At 75.3% G+C, this 22,645-nt stretch carries 19 protein-coding genes, 2 pseudogenes and 1 riboswitch; of the genes and pseudogenes, 10 read left to right on the top strand and 11 right to left on the bottom strand.

Annotation, left to right across the window (positions count from 1 at the left end; all coding sequences use genetic code 11):
* Positions 1 to 198: 198 nt before the first annotated feature.
* Positions 199 to 729 (bottom strand): GNAT family N-acetyltransferase, encoded by a 531-nt coding sequence (locus KBX37_RS00920; RefSeq protein ID WP_210773696.1) that lies wholly within the window; start codon positions 727 to 729, stop codon positions 199 to 201.
* 221 nt (positions 730 to 950) lie between these two features.
* Between KBX37_RS00920 and KBX37_RS00915 the strand changes: the two genes are divergently transcribed.
* The 3 genes from KBX37_RS00915 (at position 951) to groL (ending at position 4,199) form a co-directional block, all read left to right on the top strand.
* Positions 951 to 1,154, top strand: coding sequence for a cold-shock protein (locus KBX37_RS00915; RefSeq protein ID WP_088960044.1), 204 nt, complete (start codon positions 951 to 953; stop codon positions 1,152 to 1,154).
* 103 nt (positions 1,155 to 1,257) lie between these two features.
* Positions 1,258 to 2,301 carry a hypothetical protein gene (locus KBX37_RS00910; RefSeq protein WP_210773695.1) on the top strand — a complete coding sequence of 348 codons (1,044 nt, stop codon included), beginning with the start codon at positions 1,258 to 1,260 and terminating at the stop codon, positions 2,299 to 2,301.
* A 275-nt stretch (positions 2,302 to 2,576) separates the two neighbouring features.
* Entirely contained in the window at positions 2,577 to 4,199 is a 1,623-nt protein-coding gene (gene groL / locus KBX37_RS00905) for a chaperonin GroEL (protein WP_210773694.1), read from the top strand.
* A gap of 62 nt (positions 4,200 to 4,261) precedes the next feature.
* On the opposite strand, the gene KBX37_RS00900 is transcribed toward groL, so the two are convergent.
* From KBX37_RS00900 to KBX37_RS00890, 3 genes are all read right to left on the bottom strand, one after another.
* The gene (locus KBX37_RS00900; protein ID WP_210773766.1) at positions 4,262 to 4,504 is read right to left on the bottom strand and encodes a hypothetical protein; all 243 of its coding nucleotides are present in this window, start codon (positions 4,502 to 4,504) and stop codon (positions 4,262 to 4,264) included.
* A gap of 150 nt (positions 4,505 to 4,654) precedes the next feature.
* Positions 4,655 to 5,575: a GNAT family N-acetyltransferase gene (locus KBX37_RS00895; RefSeq protein ID WP_210773693.1), complete on the bottom strand. Its 921-nt coding sequence runs from the start codon at positions 5,573 to 5,575 to the stop codon at positions 4,655 to 4,657.
* A gap of 46 nt (positions 5,576 to 5,621) precedes the next feature.
* Complete coding sequence (locus KBX37_RS00890; RefSeq protein WP_210773692.1) at positions 5,622 to 8,198, bottom strand: S8 family serine peptidase; 2,577 nt, start codon at positions 8,196 to 8,198, stop codon at positions 5,622 to 5,624.
* A 161-nt stretch (positions 8,199 to 8,359) separates the two neighbouring features.
* Here KBX37_RS00890 and KBX37_RS00885 point away from each other — a divergent pair, with 161 nt between their 5' ends.
* On the top strand, positions 8,360 to 10,192 hold the full coding sequence (locus KBX37_RS00885) for a glycerol-3-phosphate dehydrogenase/oxidase (protein ID WP_374103617.1): 1,833 nt from the start codon (positions 8,360 to 8,362) through the stop codon (positions 10,190 to 10,192).
* 76 nt (positions 10,193 to 10,268) lie between these two features.
* Positions 10,269 to 10,781: a hypothetical protein gene (locus KBX37_RS00880; RefSeq protein WP_307848900.1), complete on the top strand. Its 513-nt coding sequence runs from the start codon at positions 10,269 to 10,271 to the stop codon at positions 10,779 to 10,781.
* A gap of 28 nt (positions 10,782 to 10,809) precedes the next feature.
* On the opposite strand, the gene KBX37_RS00875 is transcribed toward KBX37_RS00880, so the two are convergent.
* A complete protein-coding gene (locus tag KBX37_RS00875; protein WP_210773691.1) occupies positions 10,810 to 12,210 on the bottom strand; it encodes an FAD-binding oxidoreductase in 1,401 nt (466 codons plus the stop codon).
* A gap of 35 nt (positions 12,211 to 12,245) precedes the next feature.
* Between KBX37_RS00875 and KBX37_RS00870 the strand changes: the two genes are divergently transcribed.
* Positions 12,246 to 12,518 carry a DUF4031 domain-containing protein gene (locus tag KBX37_RS00870; RefSeq protein WP_154941551.1) on the top strand — a complete coding sequence of 91 codons (273 nt, stop codon included), beginning with the start codon at positions 12,246 to 12,248 and terminating at the stop codon, positions 12,516 to 12,518.
* 123 nt (positions 12,519 to 12,641) lie between these two features.
* Here the strand turns inward: KBX37_RS00870 and KBX37_RS00865 are convergent, their stop codons facing one another.
* Complete coding sequence (locus KBX37_RS00865; protein WP_210773690.1) at positions 12,642 to 13,277, bottom strand: metal-dependent phosphohydrolase; 636 nt, start codon at positions 13,275 to 13,277, stop codon at positions 12,642 to 12,644.
* A gap of 65 nt (positions 13,278 to 13,342) precedes the next feature.
* Here KBX37_RS00865 and KBX37_RS00860 point away from each other — a divergent pair, with 65 nt between their 5' ends.
* Positions 13,343 to 14,602 carry an FUSC family protein gene (locus tag KBX37_RS00860; protein WP_307848906.1) on the top strand — a complete coding sequence of 420 codons (1,260 nt, stop codon included), beginning with the start codon at positions 13,343 to 13,345 and terminating at the stop codon, positions 14,600 to 14,602.
* Between the two features lie 58 nt (positions 14,603 to 14,660).
* On the opposite strand, the gene KBX37_RS00855 is transcribed toward KBX37_RS00860, so the two are convergent.
* Positions 14,661 to 15,932 carry an aminotransferase class V-fold PLP-dependent enzyme gene (locus KBX37_RS00855; RefSeq protein WP_210773688.1) on the bottom strand — a complete coding sequence of 424 codons (1,272 nt, stop codon included), beginning with the start codon at positions 15,930 to 15,932 and terminating at the stop codon, positions 14,661 to 14,663.
* Positions 15,933 to 15,981: 49 nt separating this feature from the next.
* Positions 15,982 to 16,103, bottom strand: a riboswitch (SAM riboswitch).
* A 23-nt stretch (positions 16,104 to 16,126) separates the two neighbouring features.
* Between KBX37_RS00855 and KBX37_RS00850 the strand changes: the two genes are divergently transcribed.
* Positions 16,127 to 17,611: a PrsW family intramembrane metalloprotease gene (locus tag KBX37_RS00850; RefSeq protein WP_210773687.1), complete on the top strand. Its 1,485-nt coding sequence runs from the start codon at positions 16,127 to 16,129 to the stop codon at positions 17,609 to 17,611.
* A 45-nt stretch (positions 17,612 to 17,656) separates the two neighbouring features.
* On the opposite strand, the gene KBX37_RS00845 is transcribed toward KBX37_RS00850, so the two are convergent.
* Together KBX37_RS00845 and KBX37_RS00840 are read right to left on the bottom strand one after the other, a co-directional pair.
* Positions 17,657 to 17,824 carry a hypothetical protein gene (locus tag KBX37_RS00845; protein WP_210773686.1) on the bottom strand — a complete coding sequence of 56 codons (168 nt, stop codon included), beginning with the start codon at positions 17,822 to 17,824 and terminating at the stop codon, positions 17,657 to 17,659.
* A 111-nt stretch (positions 17,825 to 17,935) separates the two neighbouring features.
* Positions 17,936 to 18,283 carry a co-chaperone GroES gene (locus KBX37_RS00840; RefSeq protein ID WP_154941561.1) on the bottom strand — a complete coding sequence of 116 codons (348 nt, stop codon included), beginning with the start codon at positions 18,281 to 18,283 and terminating at the stop codon, positions 17,936 to 17,938.
* Positions 18,284 to 18,442: 159 nt separating this feature from the next.
* On the opposite strand from KBX37_RS00840, the gene KBX37_RS00835 reads away from it, so the two are divergent.
* The gene (locus KBX37_RS00835) at positions 18,443 to 19,741 is read left to right on the top strand and encodes an AI-2E family transporter (protein ID WP_210773685.1); all 1,299 of its coding nucleotides are present in this window, start codon (positions 18,443 to 18,445) and stop codon (positions 19,739 to 19,741) included.
* Positions 19,742 to 19,835: 94 nt separating this feature from the next.
* Here the strand turns inward: KBX37_RS00835 and KBX37_RS35820 are convergent.
* Positions 19,836 to 20,522: pseudogene (locus KBX37_RS35820) on the bottom strand (ATP-dependent DNA helicase); the annotation flags it as partial.
* Positions 20,523 to 20,654: 132 nt separating this feature from the next.
* Positions 20,655 to 22,013 (bottom strand): annotated as a pseudogene (locus KBX37_RS35815) (ATP-dependent DNA helicase); the annotation flags it as partial.
* Between the two features lie 120 nt (positions 22,014 to 22,133).
* On the opposite strand from KBX37_RS35815, the gene KBX37_RS00825 reads away from it, so the two are divergent.
* Complete coding sequence (locus tag KBX37_RS00825; RefSeq protein ID WP_210773683.1) at positions 22,134 to 22,640, top strand: DUF402 domain-containing protein; 507 nt, start codon at positions 22,134 to 22,136, stop codon at positions 22,638 to 22,640.
* Positions 22,641 to 22,645 lie beyond the last annotated feature (5 nt).

Below are 22,645 nucleotides of genomic sequence, written 5' to 3'. Positions count from 1 at the left end.
GGCTTGATCCTTCCGCGGGCGGGCTCCCCCGGAAACCCGTGCGGCGTGCGCTTCGGGCGTCGCTGCCGGGACCGGGGGTGTGGATCATCGGGGTGCTGCCCTGCTTTGTGTCCTTTGTCCCTGGGGCGGGCCGGGCACTGCCTCCAGCGGGTGTGGCTCGTTGGGGTGCTGCCCTGCGTGAGGGCCCTGTTTTCGGGGTCAGGCGGGGCGGCGCATCTGGAGTTCGCGCATGGCGGGGACGGTGGGGTGCGGCACGCGTACGCCGGTGTCGGTGAAGCCCAGCCGCTGGTAGGCGCGGTAGGCGCGGTCGTTGCCGACCACCACCTCCAGCAGGAGTTCCGGGCGGCCGGCGGCGCGGGACCAGGCGGCCACCCCGTCGATCAGGTCGGCGAGCAGGCCGCTGCCCCGCCAGGTGGGGGTCACGTAGACGGCGTAGACGACGGTCAGGCCCGGCTCGTCGGGGGAGGCGGTGCCGCCGGCGTGGCCGACCAGCCGGCCGCCGGGGTCGGCGACGAACTGCGCGGTGTGGTCGCCCCGGGAGACGTACGCGATCCGGGCCGCGTAGTCGGCGTGCGGGCGGGCGGCAGCCTGGGCGACGGTCTCCAGGAACGCCAGCGGCGCGTCCGCGAGCATCTCCAGCCGCAGCGCCCGCATCCGGGCGGCGTCCTCGGGGCGTACCCGGCGGACGGTGGCTCTCCGGGCTTCCGGCGGGGCCGGGGCAGGTGTCATGTCCGCATGCATACCGCAGCGACCACCGCCGATGGGCGGACGGTCGGCGGAGCCCTGGAATATGCCCGATTCGTGGTCGTGCGCGGCCGTCACGCCTCGTGTAGCGTGCGATTTCGGTCACCGATTCAGCGGCCCTCACCGATCGCCGAAGCGGTGGTCCTCCGGTGCCGGTCCGCCGGCCCCGGGGTCGTGGAACGCCGCGCAGAGTGAGGAAGTGCACCGTGGCACAGGGCACCGTGAAGTGGTTCAACGCCGAGAAGGGCTACGGCTTCATCGCCGTCGACGGCGGCCAGGACGTCTTCGTCCACTTCTCCGCCATCGAGATGGACGGCTACAAGGCGCTGGACGACGGGCAGCGGGTGGAGTTCGACATCGCCCAGGGCCAGAAGGGCCCGCAGGCCGAGCGGGTGCGCGTCATCGCCTGAGTCGCGTCCGGTTCCGCTCGTCGGCCGGCCCCCCACGGGGCAGCGGCGCGGGCGGGCACCAGGGAAGATCGTGGGCCGATCCAGCCGTCGCTGAGGAGTGCTCATGTCGGACCAGTCCCCGTCGGGTCCGCCCGGACCCGATCCCGTGGACCCGCCCGCGCCGGGCGGCCCGGTCGGGCCCGCCGGCCCGTACCAGGGTTGGGTCTTCCCGCCCACCGGCGGCTACCCGCCCGGCGCCGACCCGTACGCCGGCTTCCCGCCGGGCTACCCGCCGTACGCCGGCCACCTCCCGTACGGCTGGCCGGCCGCCGGCGGCTGGGACCCGGCCGACCCGCTGGTGAACCCGCCGTACGCCGGCGTCGACGGCTGGTTCACCCGGTGTGCCGGCGCGCTGCGCCGGGGTTGGCGCACGCTGCTGCCGCTCATGCTGCTCACCCAGGCGCTTCCCGCCGCGGTGGTCTCGATCATCACCCTCGGGTTGGAGCCGTCCTCGCGGTTGCCGGCCGACGGTTCGCTGCCCCCGGGTTACCTGGGTGACTTCCTGACCTTCGGGGGCGCCACGCTGGTCGCCGCCCTGCTGCTCTACCTGCTGCAGAGCGTGGGCTGGGCGGCCGGCACCTGGGTGGTCACCCGGCAGGCGGCCGGCGAGCCGGCCGACCTCGGCGGCGCGCTGCGCTACGGCCTGCGCCGGGCACCCGGGCTGTACGGCTGGACCCTGCTGGTCGGCGTGATCGTCACGGCCGGTATCTGCTTCTGCGTGCTGCCCGGCGTCTACCTCGCGTTCGCCCTCGCCCTGGCCGGGCCGGTCTACCTCTTCGAGCGGCAGAACCCGATCGGCCGCTCGTTCCGCTTCTTCCACGACCGGCTCGGCATGGTGCTGGGCCGGGTCGGGCTGGTGGCGGTGGCGGTCGTCCTCGGCGGCGTGCTGGGCGCGGTGCTGGAGGCCGTCGGCACGGCGCCGCTGGGCACCGACCCGTTCGCGGCGCCGGCCACCGCGGTGGGCGCCGTCGCGGTGGTCGCGCTGGTCGCGGTGCTGGTCGTCCCGGTCTACCTGGTCCAGCTGGTCGGGCTGGTCGTGGCGTACGCCGAGCAGCGGGCCCACGAGGGGCCGGTGAATGCCGCGCGACTGGCGGCGGAACTCGGCTGACCGGCCCGATCGTGCTTGCACTCGGCAGGGGAGAGTGCTAAACAAGTCATTGGCACTCGCATACCGTGAGTGCCAATGGTCGGGACGGTGGGGCCAAGGTTCCAGCGGCGTTGGAGACGCCGATGGGGCACACGGCCGGTCGTCGCGGGCTATCCGGCCCGGCCGAAGGACGTCGTCGTCGCCAGGTGGCGACGTCCCAAGGTGCGTACACCAGGCGGCCCATCCGGGGCACAAATACTCGGGTGGCCCGTGAGTGTCCAGGAGGACAACGCCGTATGGCCAAGATGATCGCGTTCGACGAAGAGGCGCGCCGCGGCCTCGAGCGGGGCATGAACCAGCTCGCCGACGCCGTGAAGGTGACGCTCGGCCCCAAGGGCCGCAACGTCGTGCTCGAGAAGAAGTGGGGTGCCCCCACCATCACCAACGATGGTGTGAGCATCGCCAAGGAGATCGAGCTCGAGGACCCGTACGAGAAGATCGGCGCCGAGCTGGTCAAGGAGGTCGCCAAGAAGACCGACGACGTCGCCGGTGACGGCACGACGACGGCGACCGTCCTGGCCCAGGCCCTGGTCCGCGAGGGCCTGCGCAACGTGGCCGCCGGCGCCAACCCGATCGCCCTGAAGCGGGGCATCGAGGCCGCCGTGGCCAGCGTCTCGGAGGAGCTGCTCAAGCTCGCCAAGGACGTCGAGACCAAGGAGCAGATCGCCTCCACCGCCTCCATCTCCGCCGGTGACAACACCGTCGGCGAGATCATCGCCGAGGCGATGGACAAGGTCGGCAAGGAAGGCGTCATCACCGTCGAGGAGAGCAACACCTTCGGCCTGGAGCTCGAGCTCACCGAGGGCATGCGCTTCGACAAGGGGTACATCTCCGCGTACTTCATGACCGACCCGGAGCGTATGGAGGCCGTCTTCGACGACCCCTACCTCCTGATCGTCAACAGCAAGATCTCGTCGGTCAAGGACCTGCTCCCGATCCTGGAGAAGGTCATGCAGTCGGGCAAGCCGCTGCTGATCATCTCCGAGGACATCGAGGGCGAGGCCCTGGCGACCCTGGTCGTCAACAAGGTCCGGGGCACCTTCAAGTCGGTCGCCGTCAAGGCGCCGGGCTTCGGTGACCGCCGCAAGGCCATGCTGGCCGACATCGCCATCCTCACCGGTGGCCAGGTCATCAGCGAGGAGGTCGGCCTCAAGCTGGACGCCGTCGGCCTCGACATGCTGGGCCGCGCCCGCAAGGTCGTGGTGACCAAGGACGAGACCACCATCGTCGACGGTGCCGGCGACGCCGAGCAGATCCAGGGCCGGGTCAACCAGATCCGGGCCGAGATCGACCGGAGCGACTCCGACTACGACCGGGAGAAGCTGCAGGAGCGCCTGGCCAAGCTGGCCGGCGGTGTTGCGGTGATCAAGGTCGGCGCGGCCACCGAGGTCGAGCTCAAGGAGCGCAAGCACCGCATCGAGGACGCCGTCCGCAACGCGAAGGCCGCTGTCGAGGAGGGCATCGTCCCGGGTGGTGGCGTCGCGCTGGTGCAGGCCGGCAAGACCGCCTTCGACAAGCTGGACCTGGCCGGCGACGAGGCGACCGGCGCGCAGATCGTCAAGATCGCGCTCGACGCCCCGCTGCGGCAGATCGCCGTCAACGCCGGCCTCGAGGGTGGCGTGGTCGTCGAGCACGTCCGCAACCTCGAGCCGGGTCACGGCCTCAACGCCGCCAACGGTGAGTACGTCGACCTGCTGGCCGCGGGCATCATCGACCCGGCCAAGGTGACCCGCTCGGCGCTGCAGAACGCCGCGTCGATCGCGGCGCTCTTCCTCACCACCGAGGCCGTCGTGGCGGACAAGCCGGAGAAGACCCCGGCCGCCCCGGCTGGTCCGGGTGGCGGGGACATGGACTTCTGAGTCCAGCTCCACCAACGCCGAAAGGGGCGGGCCGCGCGAGCGGTCCGCCCCTTTCCGTCTCCTCAGGGCAGGCTGCGCTGGTTACGCCGCTTCTGCGCCCGGTCGTAGGGCGGGCGGATGGCGACCGGCTCGTCCACCACGGTCACCAGCTCCTCGGCCTCCGGCTCGTCGACGCCGGTCATCTCGGCGAGCTGCTCCGCGTCGCCGTAGTCCCGCCGGTCGAACGGCACCGCGATGGGCGGGTCGCCGACCGGAGCCCAGGTGCGGGGCACCGGATCGTCGGTCTGTTCGTCGTCCGTGGTCATGGGTCGCCTCCTCTACCGAAACGGTAGGGGGCGGCCATCGCACATGCGGGCGAATGGCATTATCAGGGTCTATATCCCATTCGCCCGTTTATCGATATCTCGCGGTCTTTCCCGGGGCCGCGCGCCGCGTCCGTCCGGGCGTCCGGGCGGTCAGAGCGGGCGGCGGTACAGGAAGAAGACCCGCTCGATCCGGGCGCCCGCGCTGCCGGAGTAGAACGGCACCGGGCCCACCCAGCCGATCTGCGCCGCGCCGATCCCGGCCTCGTGCTGGTCGCGCAGGCAGCGGCGCAGCAGCACCCCGCCGATGCCCGAGCCCGCCGCCGCCGGCGCGGTGCCCATCGGCCCGAACCAGCTCGGCCGCGACGAGCCCCAGGCCGCGAAGCCGAGGATCTCGCCGTCCCGCTCCGCGAGGTGGCAGCCTGCGTCGGCACGGCCGACCGAGCCGGCCAGCTCGCCGTCCCAGGCGCCGCCGAAGGTGGAGCGGGCGAACGCGGCCAGCGCCGGCAGGTCCGCGGGCTCCGCCCGGCGTACCGACACGCCCTGGCCGGCCAGCCGCGCCTCCGCCGGCTCCGTCGTGCGCAGCGCCGGCGACCCGTCGTACGACAGGTCGGCGGTCATGTTCCAGGCCGTACGGTCCTGCCGGTAGCCGAGCGCCAGCGCCAGGCAGACCGCCGGGGTGTACCGCACGTCAATGCCCGGCCAGGCGTAGTACGGCGGGTTCCCGGCCAGCAGCAGCTCGGCCGCGCCGAGGTCGGCGAGCCGCCGTTCCGCCTCGGCCACCAGCGCCCGGCCGACCCCCCGGCGCCGCCGCTGCGGCGCGACGGCCAGCAGGTCCACGTGCCCGAGGCGCTCCTCGGCCGCCGAGACCGATCCGATCAGCACCCCGATGAGTTCGTCCCCCGCGTACGCCCCGACCGCCAGCACCGTCCGGTCGGCCGCGGCCCGGGGCCAGAGGGCGGTGACCACGGACTCCGCCTCGGCGGCGTCCTCGGGCAGGTCGAGCGCGCGTCCGCAGAGCGCGACGACGGCGGGGACCCGGTCGGCGGGCAGGTCGGCGAGGGTGAACTCCATGGTGGCCGACCCTAGATCAACCACCACGGGTGGGCGCAAGGCCCGATCAGCCGGCCCGGGCCGCCCGCACCGCCGCGTACGCGTCGACGAGGCCCGCGCCGGTGATGTTCGCGTCCCCGCCGCAGGCGTCCTGCGGCGCGCGGGAGCGGTAGCTCGGCTGCGCGGGCTTCGCCGTCTCCCGCAGGATCCGGCGGGTGCGCTCCAGGTCGCCGACGAGCGCCGGGTTCGCCGACCACATCAGCGCCACCACGCCCGCCACCTGCGGGGTCGCCATCGAGGTGCCGTCCAGGGTGGCGTAGCCGCCGCCCGGCATCGCGGAGAGCACGCCCGCGCCCGGGGCGAGCACGTCCGGCTTGGCAGCGCCGCCCGGGGCCGGTCCGCGACTGGAGAAGAGGGTCACCCGACGGTTCCGGTCCACCGCGCCCACGGTCAACACGTCCGGGTACGGCGCGGGCGGGTCGGCGATCGAGCCGCAGTACGGGCCGGTGTTGCCGGCCGCCGCGACCACCAGGATGCCGGCGGCGGCCAGCGCGTCGGCGGCGGGCCGGAGCGCCCGCGGGTCGCAGCCCTCGATCGGCGGGCAGCCCCAGGAGTTGGTCAGCACGTCGGGGGCGCGCGCCGGACGGCCGTCGGTGAACGGGTCCCCGCCGGACGGGAAGGGGGCCAGCATGAACTGGAGGCAGTCCAGGTAGTGCGCGGGGCTGCCGAGGTTGCGGTCGAGGTTGACGCAGCCCACCCAGCGCGCGCCCGGGGCCACCCCGATGCCGTCCCGACCCACCGCGCTGCCCACCGTGTGGGTGCCGTGCCCGCCCGCGTCGTTCGGGGAGCGGGTGCGGTCCCACGGGTCGTACCAGGAGTCGTCGCCGCCCCGGAAGCCGTCGGCCAGCGCCGGGTGGCGGCCGTCCACGCCCGAGTCGGAGCTACCGACCACCACGCCCGAACCGGTCACCCCCAGCTCCGACCAGACCCGGTCGGCGCCGAGCAGCCGGATGTTCCAGGCGGGGCCGGCCGGCGCCGGCGCGTCGCCGGAGCTGGTCGGGGCGGGGGCGGGCAGCGGCCGTACCCGCTGGCTGAGCAGCACGCGGGAGACCTCGGGACGGCCCGACAGCCAGGCCCGCACCGCCGGACCGCCGTCGATCTCGATCGCGTTGACCAGGTAGTACGGCCTCGGGCTCAGGCGCAGCCGGGACAGCTCCCGGCGCAGGTCGCCCTGGGTCCGCTCGGCGGTGGCGACCAGCCGGCGGTACACCTCGGCGGCGCGCGCGTCCCGACCGGCCCGGCCCGGCGTACCGGCCGGGATGCCGGTCAGGTCGGCCTGCTCGCGCAGCACCACCAGCAGCCGCTCGCCGTGCAGCCCGGGCTGCCCGGGGACCACGGCGACCACCCCGACCGCCACCAGCAGCACGCCGGCGGCCAGCACGGCCACCCGCCGGCTGGGCGTGACCGCCCGGGGGCGGGCCAGCAGGACGCCGTACCCGACGGCGAGCAGGACCGCGACGGCGAGCCCGGCGACCGCGGCGGCGGCCACCCAGAACGGCACGTCGCGGGTGGTGGCCAGGAGGACCGAGACCTCCTCCGGGTCGGCCAGGGCGAGCGGGCCGAACAGCGCCAGGCCGACCAGCCAGCGGACCGGTGCCACGGCCCGGATGCCGGCCCGGCGGGTGGCCGCGTACAGGGCGGCCAGCGTGAAGGCGACCGGCGGCACGGCGAGCAGGGCGGGCAGTTGGGCCCCGGACTGCCCGGTGCCGGCGGCCAGCAGCAGCAGGGTGACCCCGCCGACCAGCCCGCCGAGGAACACCAGCCGGGCGGGCCGGGGTGGCTCGCCGCCCCCGAGCCGGCACCAGAACCGCCCGTCGAGCAGCACCCCGGCCAGCGCGCCGAGCGCCGCCGCGGCCAGTGCGGCGAGCACGGTCTCCAGCAGTCCGCCCAGCGCGCCGAGCCAGACCCAGGGGAGCAGCAGGGCGAGCCCGGCGGCCACCGCGAGCAGGGTGACCGGATCGGGCCGTCGGCCGCCTGCCCCGCCGGTGGCGCTCGCTCGCCGCCCGGTGTGACCCGCGCCGTCCGGTGCATCGGGAGTGGTCGCCGGCCCGGGCTCGCCGTCCGGTGCATCGGGGGTGGTCGCCGGCTCCGGCTCGCCCGCTGGCGCAGCGGGGCTGGTCGGCCCGGCCTCGCCCGCCGATCCGTCGGGCAGGGCGCGGCGTCGGGCCGGCAGCCGGCCGGCGACCAGGGCCAGCCCGGCGGCGGTGGCGGCCAGCGCCGCCAGGTAGACCTCGTGGTGCACCGGCGGGAGGGCACGCAGCGCCCCGAGCGCGCCGAGCGCCAGCGCTCCGGCCAGCCAGGCCCGGCCGGTGCCCCGCAGCGCCGGGGACCGGGGGAGCAGCGCCAGCAGCAGGGCCGGCAGGCCGACCAGCAGGACGCCGGCCAGGGAGACCACCGGCCAGAGCCACGGCCACCGGTCCAGCCCGCTGGCGAGGCGTACCTGGTCGACGGACCAGCCGGCGACCTGGAGCAGCACGGTGGTCGCCACCGTCCAGCCGCCCGCCAGCACGGCCGCCACCACCGCCCAGGGGTTGGCGGACCCGGCGGTCCCGTCGCTTCCGGTGGGAGGTGGCTCGGGCCGCATCCGGAAACAGTACGACGCCCGACCCGCCCCCGGACGTCCGTGCCGTCCCGGCGTGCCCGGATCGCGCGATCCCCGTCGCGCGGTGGTGATCAATGCCTCTCCCTGCCCCTGGCGGGGGACAGGGCCTGCTGCCCGGGGCCCCGGGCGGTTACGGTGGACTCGTGCGCGACCCCAACGTGACCCGATCCGCCGCCGGCCAGCTCTCCCCGGAGCGCCGCGCCGCGGACCTGCGCCGCCTCCGGTCCGAACGGTTCGACGTGCTGGTCATCGGTGGTGGGGTGACCGGGGCGGGCGCCGCGCTGGACGCCGCCTCCCGGGGGCTCAAGGTGGCCCTGGTGGAGGCCCGCGACTACGCCGCCGGCACCTCCAGCCGGTCCAGCAAGTTGATCCACGGCGGCCTGCGCTATCTGGAGCAGTTGGAGTTCCACCTGGTCCACGAGGCGCTCACCGAGCGCGGCCTGCTCGCCACCCGGCTCGCCCCGCACCTGGTCCGGCCGGTGCCGTTCCTGGTGCCGCTGCCCGCCGGCCGTGGCCTGCGGGACCTGCCGGCCCGGGCGTTCCGCCGCTCCTACTACGGCGCCGGAGTGGCCGCGTACGACGCCTTCGCCGGGGTCTTCGGCGGTGGGCGGGGGATGCCGCTGCACCGGCACCTGACCCGCGAGGGCGCCCGCCGGATCTTCCCCAGCCTGCGGGCCGACTCGCTGGCCGGCGCCATCCGCTACTACGACGGCCAGGTCGACGACGCCCGGCTGGTGGTGACCCTGGCCCGCACCGCGGCCAGCCTCGGCGCGACCGTGGTGAGCAGCGCCCGCGCGGTCGGGCTGATCCGGCAGGCACGCGAGGTGACCGGGGTCCGGGTCCGCGACCTGGAGGCGCCCGCCGGTTCGCCGGACGCCGAGTTCGAGGTACGCGCGCGCACCGTCATCGGGGCCACCGGCGTGTGGAGCGACGACATGTCGCGGATGCTCAACGACGTCGGACTGCGCCCCGGCATCCGGGTGCGGGCCTCCAAGGGCGTGCACCTGGTCGTCCCCCGTTCGGCGATCACCGGCGAGACCGGGCTGATCCTGCGGACGGCCACCAGCGTGCTCTTCGTCATCCCGTGGGGCGGGCACTGGATCATCGGCACCACGGACACCGACTGGCGGCTGGACCGGTCCCACCCGTCCGCCTCCGCCCGCGACATCCAGTACCTGCTCGACCAGGTCAACGCCGTGCTCGACCGGCCGCTGTCCACGGCGGACATCGAGGGCGTCTACGCCGGGCTGCGCCCGCTGCTCGCCGGTGAGGCGGACTCCACCTCCAAGCTCTCCCGCGAGCACGCCGTCTTCGAGCCGATGCTGGGGCTGCTCCTGGTCGCGGGCGGCAAGTACACGACGTACCGGGTGATGGCCTCCGACGTGGTGGACCGGGCGGTCCGCCGGCTCGGCGGCGGCCGCCCCTCGCGCACCGCCGACCTGCCACTGCTCGGCGCGGACGGCTATCAGGCCATGTGGCGGGACCGGGCCGACCTGGCCCGCCGGCACGGGGTGCCGGTCGGCGTCGTCGAGCACCTGCTGGAGCGGTACGGCACGCTGACCCGGGAGCTGCTGGCCCTGGTCGACGCCGACCCGCTGCTCGCCTCGCCGCTGGCCGGCGCACCGGAGTACCTGGCCGCCGAGGTGACGTACGCGGCCCGCGCCGAGGGGGCGCTGCACCTGGAGGACGTGCTGACCCGGCGTACCCGGATCTCCTTCGAGACCACCCACCGCGGCCTGGAGTCGGCCGGGCACACCGCGGAGCTGATGGGCGCGGTGCTCGGCTGGGACGCGGCCACCCGCGAGCGCGAGATCACCCACTACCGGGCCCGGGTCGAGGCGGAGCGGGAGTCCCAGCTGATGCCGGACGACGCCACCGCCGACGCGGCCCGGCTCGGTGCGCCGGACGTGCGGGGATTCGCCGCCGACCGGGGCGTCGACGGGGACAGCGCCGGGCTGCCCACCTCGTCCCGCTGACCGACCGTTACACCCATCGATGCCCGTCCGGTCGGCGGGTACCGGTCGCTACCTACGGTGGGGTAAGTTGCGGCGCGTGATTCCCAACCAGTGGTCACGCGCGCTCATGGTCTGCGCCGGTGCCGTCCTGACGATCGCCCTCACCGCCTGCTCGGTGTTCGACCGGGGCGCGGAATCCACACCGGACAAGGCCGCGGCGGCGACGGCCTCCCCCGGCGCTGGCGCGGCCAACCGGGTCAGCCTGGTGCAGAAGCTCGGTCAGGACGGTCCGCTCCGGTCGCTCAACGTCGAGCCGGACGGCCACTGGGAGTGCGACGACTGCGCCGGCGACGGGGTGACCTCGACGGGCAGCCTCGACCCCGAGCAGGCGAAGCGGCTGCACGACCTGCTCGCCGACCCGCGCCTGCGTCAGGAGACCGACGAGGCCCGCCGCTACCGGGTCAGCTGCATCGACGCGCTGACCTCCAGCCTGCTCACCTCGGCCGGCCTGATCACCTCGCAGGACTGCCCGGGCGAGGATCGGCCGCCGGTGGCCAACGAGATCCTGCTGCTGCTCACCCAGGCCACCCCCGCCGAGCCCACCGCCTGACGCGCCCGGGCGGTGGCCGGGCGGCGCCTCAGAGCACCTTGCCCGGGTTGAGCAGCCCGGCCGGGTCGAGCGCCGCCTTGATCGCGTGGTGCACCCGCACCCCGACCGGACCGATCTCCCGGGCCAGCCAGTCCCGCTTGAGCAGCCCGACGCCGTGCTCGCCGGTGCAGGTGCCGCCGAGGTCCAGGCCCAGCCGCATGATCTCGTCGAAGGCGCGCCGACCCCGCTCCAGGCTGGCCGGGTCCGCCCGGTCCACCACGATGTTCGGGTGCATGTTGCCGTCCCCGGCGTGCCCGACGACGCCGATCGGCACGTCGCACTCCTCGGCGATCCGCGCCACCCCGTCCAGCAACGCCGCGAGCGAGCCGCGCGGCACCGCCACGTCGTCGATCACCAGACCGCCGTTGCCGCCGGGGAAGGCGTCCGCGGCGAACTTCTCCATCGCCGGGTGGGCCAGCCGGCGGGCCTGGAGCAGCGCCGCCGCCTCGACCGCGTCGGTGGCCGCGTACACCTCCTCGGCGCCGGCGGCCTCGCAGACCTCGGCCAGCCGGGCCAGGTCGTCCGCCGCCCGCGCGCCGGTGTCCGCGGCGGCCAGCAGCAGCGCCTGCGCGTCGGTCCGCAACCCCATCGGCCGGTACGCCTCGATCGCCGCCAGGTGGGTCCGGTCGAGCAGTTCCAGCAGGCTGGGGGTGAGCCCCCGGGCGGCGATCTGGGCCACCGCCGTGCCCGCCTCGGCGGTCGAGCCGAAGACCGCCACCATGGTCAGCGACTCCTCCGGCGCCGGGCGCAGCGACACGGTGATCTCGGTGAGCACCCCGAGGGTGCCCTCGGAGCCGACGAAGAGCCGGGTCAGGTCGTAGCCGGCGACGCCCTTGGCGGTGCGCCGGCCGGTGCGCAGCACCTCGCCGGAGGCGAGCACCACCTCCAGGCCGAGCACGTACTCGGTGGTGACGCCGTACTTGACGCAGCACATGCCGCCGGCGTTGGTGGAGACGTTGCCGCCGATGGTGGAGGACTCCCAGGAGCCCGGGTCCGGCGGGTAGTAGAGGCCGTGCTCGGCCACCGCCGCCGCCAGCCGCGCGTTGACCACGCCGGGCTGCACCACGGCGATCCGGCTCACCGGGTCGATCTCCAGGATGGCGTCCATCGCCACCGTGCTGAGCACCACCGCGCCGTCGATCGCGTTCGCGGCGCCGGCCAGGCCGGTCCGGGCGCCCTGCGGCACCACCGGTACGCCGTGCCGGGCGGCGGCCCGGACCACCGCGGCCACCTGCCCGGTGTCGCGCGGGCGGGTCACCACCAGCGGCGTACCGGCCGGGCACAGGTCCGCCTCGTCGCGCTGGTGCATCCGGAGCAGATCGGGGTCGGTGAGGACGGCGTCGTCGCCGAGCGCCGCACGCAGGTCGTCGAGGAGGGGGGATCCGGCCATGCGGGAGAGGCTAACCGGCGGCTAGATTGGCCGCCATGCTGTACCTGGACCGGCCCGCCTGGCCGTCGCGGGGACGGCTCTGGTCCCATTTGATCAGCGACGTCTCCCTCGCGGAGCTGCACGCCTTCGCCGAGGCGCTGGGCGCACCCCGGCGCGGCTTCGACCGCGACCACTACGACATCCCCGCCGAGCGCTTCGCCATGGCCGTCTGGCTCGGGGCCCGGGTGGTCCCGAGCCGGGAGCTGGTCCGCCTGCTCCGCGACGCGGGCCTGCGCCGCCCCAAACACCTGACCCGGCCCGCCCGCTGACCCCCGTCGCCCCGGCCCGGCGCCGTCACGCTTTGCGGCCGGTCGCGGTGTCCGGCCGCGCGGAGGCCGCGTCACGGCGCAAACGGGTAGCGGATCATGCGGCCGGGTGGCCCAGCCTCACAGTCAGGTGAGGGTGGCGAGTTCGCGGGTGAGGTTGGCGCGGGCCGGGTCGGTCCAGCGGGCCGCGAGCGGGGGGAGCCGGTAGAGGGCGGGGAGCGCGAGCAGGGCGGTCAGCACGCGGGCCCGGCCGGCCCGGAAGTCGGGCTCCGGCACGTGCGCGTACTCCGCGCGGATCGCGGCGGCGTACGTGTCGTACTCCTGCCGGGGCGCGGCGAGGATCGCCAGGTCGGCGTCGCAGAGCAGGGCGCCGTCCCGGTCGCCGGCGGTGGTGGCGTGCCCGGCGGTGAGCAGCACCAGCCGGCGCACCTCGGCCACCGCGGCGGCCGGCAGCCCCAGCGCGGTCAGCAGCGTGCCGGCGAGCGCGGCGCTGTCCCGCTCGTTGGCCTCGCCGGCCGCGTGGGGGTCGTAGACCGCGTCGTGGCACCAGGCGGCCAGCCGGACCAGGTCCGGCCGGTCGGCCAGCTCCGCGTACCCGTCGACCACGTCGAGCACGGCGGTCAGGTGCCGCACGGTGTGGTAGCGCCGCTGCGGTTCCTGCCACCGGGCCAGCAACTCCTCCCCGGCCCGGACCAGCGCCGGCCCGTCCGGGGCGCCGGCGTCCCGCGCGGCCGTCCGCCAGCGGTCGATCAGCTCCGTCACCCCGCCGAGTCTGCCCGAGCGGGCGGGGATGAACCGCGCCGGTACGGGTAGTACCGGCCATGGCCGTGGCCCGGGACCGACGACTACCGCTGTGGCGTCGGCTCGGCCGGCGCGACGGTGAGTCCGACGTCGACTCGGTGCGCATCGCCGACGCGGTGGAGGAGCTGCGGCACCGCAGCCGCGCCACCCTGCACGACCGGTTGCACCGGGTCCGGATGGCCCTGGGCCTCGCTCTCCAGGCCGGGGTCGCCGCGGCGCTGGCCTGGGTCGTCGCCCACGAGTTCCTGAACAATCCGCAGCCGGTCTTCGCGCCGATCTCGGCGGTCGGCACCCTGGCCGCCTCGGTCGGTCAGCGGCTGCGCCGCACGGTGGAGCTGATCATCGGGGTCGCGGTCGGGGTCTTCCTCGGCGACGTCCTGATCTACTTCCTCGGTACCGGGGGATGGCAGCTCGGCCTGGTGGTGACCTCGGCGATCCTGCTGACCATCTTCTTCGGCGCCAGCGTCGCCATCGTCATCCAGGCCGCGGCGACCGCGGTGCTGATCGTCACGCTCAGCCCCTCCACCCAGGACCTGGAGATACCCCGCTTCGTCGACGCGTTCATCGGCGGCGGCATCGCGCTGCTGGTGACGGCGATCCTGCTGCCGCTGAACCCGCTACGCGTGATCAACCGGGCCGCCCGGCCGGCGCTGGACCTGCTCGCCGCCCAGCTCGACATCACCGCCGAGGCGCTGCGCAACCGGGACCGCGCCAGCGCCCAGCGGGCCCTGGAACGGCTCCGCGAGAACAAGGAGGAGTTGGCCAATTTCACCGAGGCGATCGAGGGCGCGAAGGAGACCAGCGCCCTCTCACCGGCCCGGTGGCACCGGCGCAGCGAGCTGACCCACTACGCGGAGGCCGCCGACCCGATCGACCGGGCCATGCGCAACAGCGGCACCCTGATCCGGCGCGCCGTCACGATGATCGAGGACGAGGAGCCGGTGCCGGATCCGCTGCCGGACGCGATGGCCCACCTCGCCGAGGCGGTGCGCCTGCTCCGGCACGAGTTCGCCGTCGGTGCGGAACCGGAGAAGGCCCGGGAGCGCTCGTTGCGCGCGGTCAGCGAGGCCGGCCGGGCCTACGCGGAGGGCGTCGGCTTCTCCGGCAGCGTGGTGGTCGCCCAGGTGCGTACCACCGCCAGCGACCTCCTGGTCGCCTCCGGCATCGACCAGGAGGAGGCGAACCGGCTGGTCCGGAGGTCCTTCGGCGACCAGGAGAAGCCGGCCGGCGAGCCGGCGGAGCGGCAGGGCACCCCGAGGCCCCCCACCGCCCCGCCGATCGGCTGAACCCCGCCCGCACCGGTCCCGCCTGAGCGCCGGCGGGTCAGCTCCCGCGCGCTTGGGCTCAGTGCAGGGCGGCCAGCGCGGCCAGCAGCCGGTCCACGTCCGCCACGGTGCTGCCCAGCCCGAGGCTGGCCCGCAGCGCGGTCGGCGGCAGGTCGTCCCGCCCGGCGCGCGCCGCCGCCTCGGCGAGCAGCCGCCGGGCCAGCGGGTGCGCGCAGAACAGGCCGTCGCGCACCCCGATGTCGTGCTCCCGGGCCAGGTACCCGGCCACCTCGGCGGAGTCCCGGCCGGCCAGCACGAACGAGACGATGCCCACCCGGGGTGCGTCGGGGGAGAAGGTGCGCAGCTCGACGGCGGCCGGCAGCGCGGCGAGCCCGTCGCGCAGGCGGTCCACCAGCCGCTGCTCGTGGGCGTGCAGCGCCGCCCGGTCCGCCCCGGCCAGCGCCGCGCAGACGGCGGCCAGGGCGACCGCGCCGAGCAGGTTGGGCGTACCGCCCTCGTGTCGGGCCGGGCCGGTCGTCCAGCGCACCTCGTGGGTGGCCGCGCCGACGTGGCTGGTCGCGCCGCCCCCGGCCAGGTACGGCGGGGCGGCGTCCAGCCAGTCCGCCCGGCCGAGCAGGATCCCCGCGCCGAACGGGGCGTACAGCTTGTGCCCGGAGACGGCCAGGTAGTCCACGGCCAGCGCGGCGACGTCCACCGGCGCGTGCGGGGCGAGCTGGGCGGCGTCCACCACGATCCGGGCGGCGTGCCGGCGGGCCACCCGGGCCAGCTCGGCCACCGGCCACCGTTCGCCGGTCACGTTGCTCGCCCCGGTCACCGCGACCAGCACCGGCAGCCCGGACGTGGCGCCCCGGCGCAGCTCGGCCAGCGCGGCGTCCAGCGCCCGGACCGCCCCGGCGGGACTCTCCGGCACCGGCAGGCGGACCGAGCCGCGCGGCCAGGGCAGCAGGTTGGCGTGGTGCTCCCCGGCGAAGGTGACCACCGTGGTGCCCGGGGGCAGCGCCCTGGCCAGCAGGTTGAGCGCGTCGGTGGTGTTGCGGGTGAACACCACGTGGTCGTCGGGGCGGGCGCCGAAGAAGTCGCCGACCGTCTGCCGGGCCCGCTCGTAGGCCAGGGTGCAGCGCCGCGACAGCGCCCCGGCGCCGCGGTGCACGCTGGCGTACCAGGGCAAAAGCTCGGCCACCGCGTCGGCCGCGGCCCGCGCGCAGGGTGCGCTGGCGGCGTGGTCCAGGTTCACCTGCCCGGGTACGCCGAGCACGCCGAGCGGATCCGGCCCGGTCGACGCCGGCGTGACGGTGGCCGGGGCGGCGGGCGGTACGAGGGTGAGGGTCATGGTGGGCCTCCAGGGTCCAGGGACCCCGGGTGTGGGCACACCGGGACGGGGTCCGCGCTTGCCCAGCACACGGATCGGGCCGGGCCCGGTCATCACCCGGGGCACCCCACCGCGAACCTCGACGAGGGTTGCCGGCCAGCAAGCCGGGGCTTGACGCTGGCGCTCGTGACCTGACCGCAGCATAACCACCACCGATGCGCCCGGACCAGTGGACCGGAGATGACTACGCTGACCGCATGGCCGACACCCCGCCCGGCTCGCCCGCGCCGCCGCCGCTCGCGCCCGCCCTCCCGCCGCCGTCGGGTGGAGCCCTGCCCCGGATGCCGCTGCGCCGGCTCGGCTGGCGACGGGTCCTGGCGCTGGCCGGGGTGGTGCTGCTGATCGCGGCCTGCGCGGTCTACATGCTCTTCGTGCTCGGCTCCAACCTCGGGCTGGAGGCACTGCTCATCGGCCTGGTGGCGGCGATCCTGCCGGTGCCGGTGCTGGTCGCCTGCTTTCTCTGGCTCGACCGGTACGAGCCGGAGCCGCTGAAGTACTTGATTTTCTGCTTCGCCTGGGGCGCGTTCGTCTCCACCGCCGCCTCGCTGACGGTCAACGAGACCGCGGCCGGGCTGTTCAAGGACTGGGGGTTGCCGCAGGCGCTCACCGGCGTGCTGGTGGCGCCGTTCGTCGAGGAGCTGACCAAGGCGCTCGGCCCGATCCTGCTGCTGGTCTTCCGGCGGCGGGAGTGGTCCGGCATCACCGACGGCCTGGTCTACTGCGGGCTCTCGGCGGTCGGCTTCGCCATGGTGGAGAACATCCTCTACCTGGGTGGCTACGGGTACGCCACGGGCGCCGACCAGTGGGGTCCGGCCACCGGCTTCCGGCAGGTGTTCGCCATCTTCATCACCCGGATCCTGCTCTTCGGCTTCGCCCACCCGCTGTTCACCTCGATGACCGGGGTCGGGCTGGGCATCGCCGCCCGGACGGCGGACCGCCGGGTGCGGTTCCTCGCGCCGGCCGCCGGCCTGCTGCTGGCGATGATGCTGCACGGCACCTGGAACCTGATCCCGACGCTGGTGCAGGCCACCGGCGAGCTGGTGATCTTCATGTACGGCATGGTCGCGCTGATGGTGCCGATCTTCTTCGGCATGGTCGGCTTCGCGGTCTGGCTGCGGGCCTGGGAGGGGCGGCTCACCGAGCGGACGCTGCCGGACTACGTCCGGGCCGGCTGGCTCAGCCCGCCCGAGGTGGCGGCCCTGGGCAGCCTCGGCCGGCGGCACGCCGCCCGGGTCTGGGCCCGCCGGGTCGGCGGCGACGCCGGACTGCGGGCGATGCGTGGCTACCAGTTCGCGGCCACCCGGCTGGCGCTGCTGCGCGACGGGATGCGCCGGGGGCTGGACCGCAAGGCGGCCGACCGGGAGCGCACCGTGCGGGAGGAGCGGGAACTGCTGGAGGCGATCGCGGCGTACCGGGCGTTCTTCGTCGGGCGTGACCCGCAGGCGCCGGTCGGGGTCTGGGACGGGCAGCGCTACCACCTGCGCTTCCCGGACGGGTCGCAGCGGGCGGTGGACGCCCCGGACTCCCCGGTGGTGCCGATCCCGGTGGTGCTGGCCCCGCCGCCGCTCCCGGCCGGCCACCCCCCACCCGGCTGGTACGGCCCGCCCTCGGCCGTGCCCTGGGGGCCGGGCCGGGCGTGACCCGGCGCCGGCCGGCGTCCGGTGTCCGGGGTCGGCGCGGTCAGGTCAGGTCATCAGGCTGGTGAGGAAGTCGCCGAGCCCCTGGGCGATCGCCATCAGCGCCGCCCCGATCCCCTTGAACATTTCCGCGGCGCCGTCCGGCCGGAACGCCATGAAGTAGATCAGGAAGGCGACGAAGCCCCAGAGCAGCAGCTTCTTCACGAATACCGGCATCGTCCCTCCCCAGGGCGCTGGACGTGCCTGGCTTCCCGCCGGGAAGCGCCACAAACGGCGGCACTCCCGCGCGCGGGCGCGGCCGGTGCGCGGCGGTCGGGACGCGGCCCGCTAGAGGTAGAGCCCGGTCTTGCCGGTGGACTCGATCTCCACCCGCTCGGCGGCGACGGCGTGCACGTCGCGCTCGCGCAGCAGGACGTACCCCCGGCCGTGCAGCTCGACCTCGGAGCGGTCGTCGGGGTCGAAGAGCACCCGGTCGCCGGAGACGATCGCGCGGACGTTGGGCCCCACCCCCACCGCGGTCGCCCAGGCCAGCCGCTTGCCCACGGCGGCGGTGGCCGGGATCACGATGCCGGCGGTGGAGCGGCGCTCACCCTCGCTGCCCTCCACCCGCACCAACACGCGGTCGTGCAGCAGACGGATCGGCAGGCCGGAGTCGAGGTTCTGATCGGCGGTCACGCGAAGACGCTACCGCGTGCCCGGGGGCGGTCGTCGCCGCGGTTGAGCGGTGCGGGGCGGGGGCAATGTGTGGCGGAACTGCCCTACGGTGTCGCTGTCGGACGTACCCTGTCCGGACCGTCGTCCTGGGCGGCCCGGTTTCATCCTGAGGAGGTGCGCTTGAGCCGCTTCGAGCGGGTACGCGGTCGACTCCGCCGCGCGTACGAGTCCGGGCGGGAGTCGGTGCGCTCCGGTCGTTCCACCCCCGCAGACGTACCCGAGGAGGCCCGGGTCGCCTCGCCGGCGTCCCCGGGGCCGGCCGCGCCGAGGTCGGCGACGGTGGTCGGCGCGGAGCCGCCCGCCGCGATGCACACCTCGACCAGCAGCCGCGACGACGCGGACGTGCCGCACGCGCTGCGGATCGCCGCCGCCTGGTCGTGGCGGCTGATCGTGATCGGCGTGGTCACCTGGGCGGTGCTGAAGATCGTCGGCACGATCAGCATCGTGATCATCCCGCTGGCGGTGGCGCTGCTGCTCTCGGCACTGCTCGCGCCGGCCGTCGGCTGGCTGCTCAGGGCGCGCTTCCCCCGGTCGCTGGCGACGGCCGTGGTGCTGGTCGGCGGCCTGGCGGCGGTGGTCGGCACGCTGACCCTGGTGGTGAACGAGTTCATCCAGGGCGTGCCGCAGCTGAGCGACAAGTCGTCGCAGGGCGTACGGCAGATCCAGAACTGGCTCAAGACCGGCCCGCTGCACCTCTCCGACGGTCAGTTGGAGCGCTACATCGACGAGGCGCAGGCCTGGGTGAACGGCAACACGGAGAAGTTCACCAGCGGCGCCCTCGCCACCGCGAGCACCCTGGCCGAGGTGCTGACCGGCACCGTCCTGGTGCTCTTCGCCACCTTCTTCTTCCTGCGTGACGGCAACAACATCTGGCGGTTCCTGGTCCGGCTGCTGCCGGTGGCCGCGCGCTGGAAGGTCGACGACGCCGGCCGGGCCTCCTGGGCCACGCTCGGCGCGTACGTGCGGGCCACGGTGCTGGTCGCCTTCATCGACGCGGTCGGCATCGGCATCTTCCTGGTCATCTTCGACGTGCCGTTCGCGTTCCCGCTGGCCGCGCTGGTCTTCCTGGGCGCGTTCATCCCGATCGTCGGCGCCGCGCTCTCCGGTGTCGTGGCGGTGCTGGTGGCGCTGGTCGACAGCGGCCCGGTGACCGCGTTGATCATTCTGGGCGCGGTGATCGGGGTGCAGCAGGTCGAGGGGCACATCCTCCAGCCGCTGATCATGGGCCGGGCGGTGGCCATCCACCCGCTCGCGGTGATCATCGGGATCGCGGCCGGCGTGGTGCTGGCCGGCATCACCGGCGCGCTGGTGGCGGTGCCGCTGATCGCGGTGCTCAACACCGCCGTCCGCCGGCTCGCCGCGCGTACCGTCCCGGACACCCCGCCGGACGCGGTGGTGGTCGCCTCCCACGCGCCCTGACCGCGCAGACCCGCAAAACGGACCCGTCCCTTCCCGGGGGCGGGCCCGTCGCCCGAGCCGAGCGGGCGCGCCGGACGGCGCGGCCAGCGGGAGGTCAGGCCTTGGCGAGGCGTTCGAGGGCGCCGCGGGCGACGTCGGGGCGGGTGGTGTACCAGAACGGGGGGAGCGAGCGGCGCAGGAACGGCCCGTAGCCGCGCGCCGTCTCCAGCCGCGAGTCCAGCACCGCGACCACACCCCGGTCGCCGGTGGCCCGGATCAGCCGGCCCACCCCCTGGGCCAGCCGGACGGCCGCGATCGGCACGCTGACCGCCGCGAAACCCGAGCCGCCACCGGCGTCCACCGCCGCCGCCCGGGCGGCGGCCAGCGGCTCGTCCGGGCGCGGGAAGGGCAGCCGGTCGATCACCACGAGCTGGCACGCGTCGCCGGGGACGTCCACCCCCTGCCAGAGCGACATCACCCCGAACAGGCAGCTCGACCGCTCCTCCCGGAACCTGCGGACCAGCAGCGGCAGCGCCTCCTCGCCCTGGAGCAGCACCGGCAGGTCCGTCCGCGCGCGCAGCAGCTCCGCGGCCTGCTGCGCCGCCCGCCGGGAGGAGAAGAGCCCGAGGGTACGGCCACCGAGCGCGCCGACCAGCCCCAGCAGCTCCTCGCCCGCCGCCTCGGGCAGCCCCGACACGCTCGGGCGGGGCAGGTGCGCGGCGACGTAGAGGATGCCCTGCCGGGCGTAGTCGAAGGGGGAGCCGACGTCCAGCGACCGCCAGCCCGGGCCCTCGGTGGCGGGCACGGTGCCGGTCGCGGCCCGGCTGCCCGCGGCGACCGCCACCCCGCCGGCCTCCGATCCGGCGCCCGGCGTGACGCCCGGCCGGCCGGCGGCGGCGGTCACGGCCATCGCGGCGGCGGCCGGCGACGGCGGGGCGGGCGGGGGAGCGTCCAGCCCCAACGCCCGGGCCACCGTGTCGAAGCGCCCGCCCAGCGCCAGCGTGGCCGAGGTGGCGACCACGGTGCGCTCGTCGTACAGGTGGGTGGCGAGGGTGCCGGCGACCGACAGCGGCGCGACCACCAGCGCCCGGCGGCTGCCGTTCTCCGGCTTCTCCACCCAGGCCACGTCGTGGTCGGCCTCCTCCAGCAGCCGCTGGGCGGTGGTGGAGAGCTCGTCCAGCACCGCCTTGGCCTGCTGCTTGCGCACCGGGTCCGGGTCGTCGGCCTTGATGTCGCCGATCGCGTCCAGCGCGGCCCGGGTCGCCGCGTCGAGCAGCGTGCAGGCCTCGCGCAGCGGGGCCGGCAGCCCGGCGGTGATCCGCCCGGCCGGCGCCTCCGCCAGCCCGACGGCGAGCGCGTCGCCGGCCTCGGTCAGCCGCTCGGCGACGTCCGGTCGCAGCAGCGGCCGGGCCCGTCGGGCGGACCGGTCGACCAGCTCCGGGACCAGCTCGGCCTGGGCGGCCGAGGAGACCCGGTCGGCCAGCTCGTGCGCCTCGTCGACGATGAGCAGCTTGTGCGGCGGCACGATGTGCCGGCCGGCGATCATGTCGACGGCGAGCAGGCTGTGGTTGGTGACCACGATGTCGGCCTCCCGCGCCCGGGCCCGGGACGCCTCGGCGAAGCACTCCTGGCCGAACGGGCAGCGGGACGCGCCGACGCACTCCCGCGCCGGCATGGAGACCAGCCGCCAGGCCTGGTCGTCGACGCCCGGGTCCAGCTCGTCCCGGTCACCGGTGGCCGTCTCGTCGGCCCAGTCGCGCAGCCGCTGGACCTGCTTGCCCAGCCGCCCGGCCTCGCCGAGCCACTTGGTGCCGCCCCCGGGCCGCGCCGCCGGGGCGTCGAAGAGGGTGTCCTCCGGCTCCTCCTCCGTGGAGTTGTCCAGCCGGGCCAGGCAGAGGTAGTGGTGCCGGCCCTTGAGCACCGCGAAGGTGGGCCGCCGGCCGAGCAGCGGCTCCACCGCGTCGGCCAGCCGGGGCAGGTCGTGGTCGACCAGCTGGGACTGCAACGCCAGGGTGGCCGTGGAGACCACCACCGGACCGTCGACGGTCAGCGCGGGGGCGAGGTAGGCCAGGGACTTGCCGGTGCCGGTGCCCGCCTGCACCAGCAGGTGCTCGCCGGAGCCGATGCTGCGCTCGATCGCCTCGGTCATCTGCTGCTGGCCGGGGCGGGCCGCGCCACCGGGCACCGCGCCGACCGCGGCGGCCAGCAGCTCGCCGCCGCTGGGCCGGGCGCCCCGACGCCGGCCGCGGGCCGACGGGGTGGCGGAACCGGTGGCGGTGCGCGGCGGAGTCACCGTGCGACGGTACCCGCCGACGCCGACACCGGGCGCGCCACCCGGCCGCGTGGGATACCCGATCGTGACCGGTTACTTCCCCCCAGCGACCGTTGGGCGGAATCGGTTAGGGTGCGACTCATGCCGAGCGACGTGGTCCGTGTGATCTACCGCAAGTACGACGGCAGCGCCCACCGCGACTACCCGGCCCGCCGGCTCACCGAGGACGACCTGGGGGTCTGGCTGGGTGTGCCGGCCGGCACCGAGTCGGTCTACCACGGCCGGCCCTCGGTGGAGCAGATCCCCTTCGTGCTCCTGGTGCCGCACCACGCCTGGTGGACGGGCATGTTCAACCCGCCGCCGCGGACCAGCGAGGTCTACTGCGACATCACCACCCCGGCCCGCTGGGACGGCGACGACACCGTGCACCTGTTCGACCTGGACCTGGACGTGGTGCGCCGGCGTGCCACCGGGGCGGTCGAGCTGCGCGACGAGGACGAGTTCGCCGAGCACCGGGAGCGGTTCGGCTACCCCGACGACCTGGTGGCCGAGGCGGAGGCGGCGTCGCGCTGGCTGCTCGGCGCGCTGGGCGACGGCACCGAGCCGTTCGCCACGTCGTACCGGAAGTGGCTGGCGCTGGTGCTCTGAGCCGG

It is taken from the genome of Micromonospora sp. U56 (genome assembly GCF_018070095.1).
GTDB lineage: Bacteria > Actinomycetota > Actinomycetes > Mycobacteriales > Micromonosporaceae > Micromonospora > Micromonospora purpureochromogenes.
This window is presented reverse-complemented; position numbering and strand designations above follow the sequence as displayed.

Excerpts from the sequence above, each read along its gene's own strand:
- groL (WP_210773694.1), top strand. The coding sequence starts at position 2,577 with ATGGCCAAGATGATCGCGTTCGACGAAGAGGCGCGCCGCGGCCTCGAG.
- KBX37_RS00850 (WP_210773687.1), top strand. The coding sequence starts at position 16,127 with ATGCGCCCGGACCAGTGGACCGGAGATGACTACGCTGACCGCATGGCC.
- KBX37_RS00895 (WP_210773693.1), bottom strand. The coding sequence starts at position 5,575 with ATGGAGTTCACCCTCGCCGACCTGCCCGCCGACCGGGTCCCCGCCGTC.
- KBX37_RS00900 (WP_210773766.1), bottom strand. The coding sequence starts at position 4,504 with ATGACCACGGACGACGAACAGACCGACGATCCGGTGCCCCGCACCTGG.
- KBX37_RS00825 (WP_210773683.1), top strand. The coding sequence starts at position 22,134 with ATGCCGAGCGACGTGGTCCGTGTGATCTACCGCAAGTACGACGGCAGC.
- KBX37_RS00870 (WP_154941551.1), top strand. The coding sequence starts at position 12,246 with ATGCTGTACCTGGACCGGCCCGCCTGGCCGTCGCGGGGACGGCTCTGG.
- KBX37_RS00910 (WP_210773695.1), top strand. The coding sequence starts at position 1,258 with ATGTCGGACCAGTCCCCGTCGGGTCCGCCCGGACCCGATCCCGTGGAC.
- KBX37_RS00920 (WP_210773696.1), bottom strand. The coding sequence starts at position 729 with ATGACACCTGCCCCGGCCCCGCCGGAAGCCCGGAGAGCCACCGTCCGC.
- KBX37_RS00855 (WP_210773688.1), bottom strand. The coding sequence starts at position 15,932 with ATGACCCTCACCCTCGTACCGCCCGCCGCCCCGGCCACCGTCACGCCG.
- KBX37_RS00890 (WP_210773692.1), bottom strand. The coding sequence starts at position 8,198 with ATGCGGCCCGAGCCACCTCCCACCGGAAGCGACGGGACCGCCGGGTCC.
- KBX37_RS00875 (WP_210773691.1), bottom strand. The coding sequence starts at position 12,210 with ATGGCCGGATCCCCCCTCCTCGACGACCTGCGTGCGGCGCTCGGCGAC.
- KBX37_RS00845 (WP_210773686.1), bottom strand. The coding sequence starts at position 17,824 with ATGCCGGTATTCGTGAAGAAGCTGCTGCTCTGGGGCTTCGTCGCCTTC.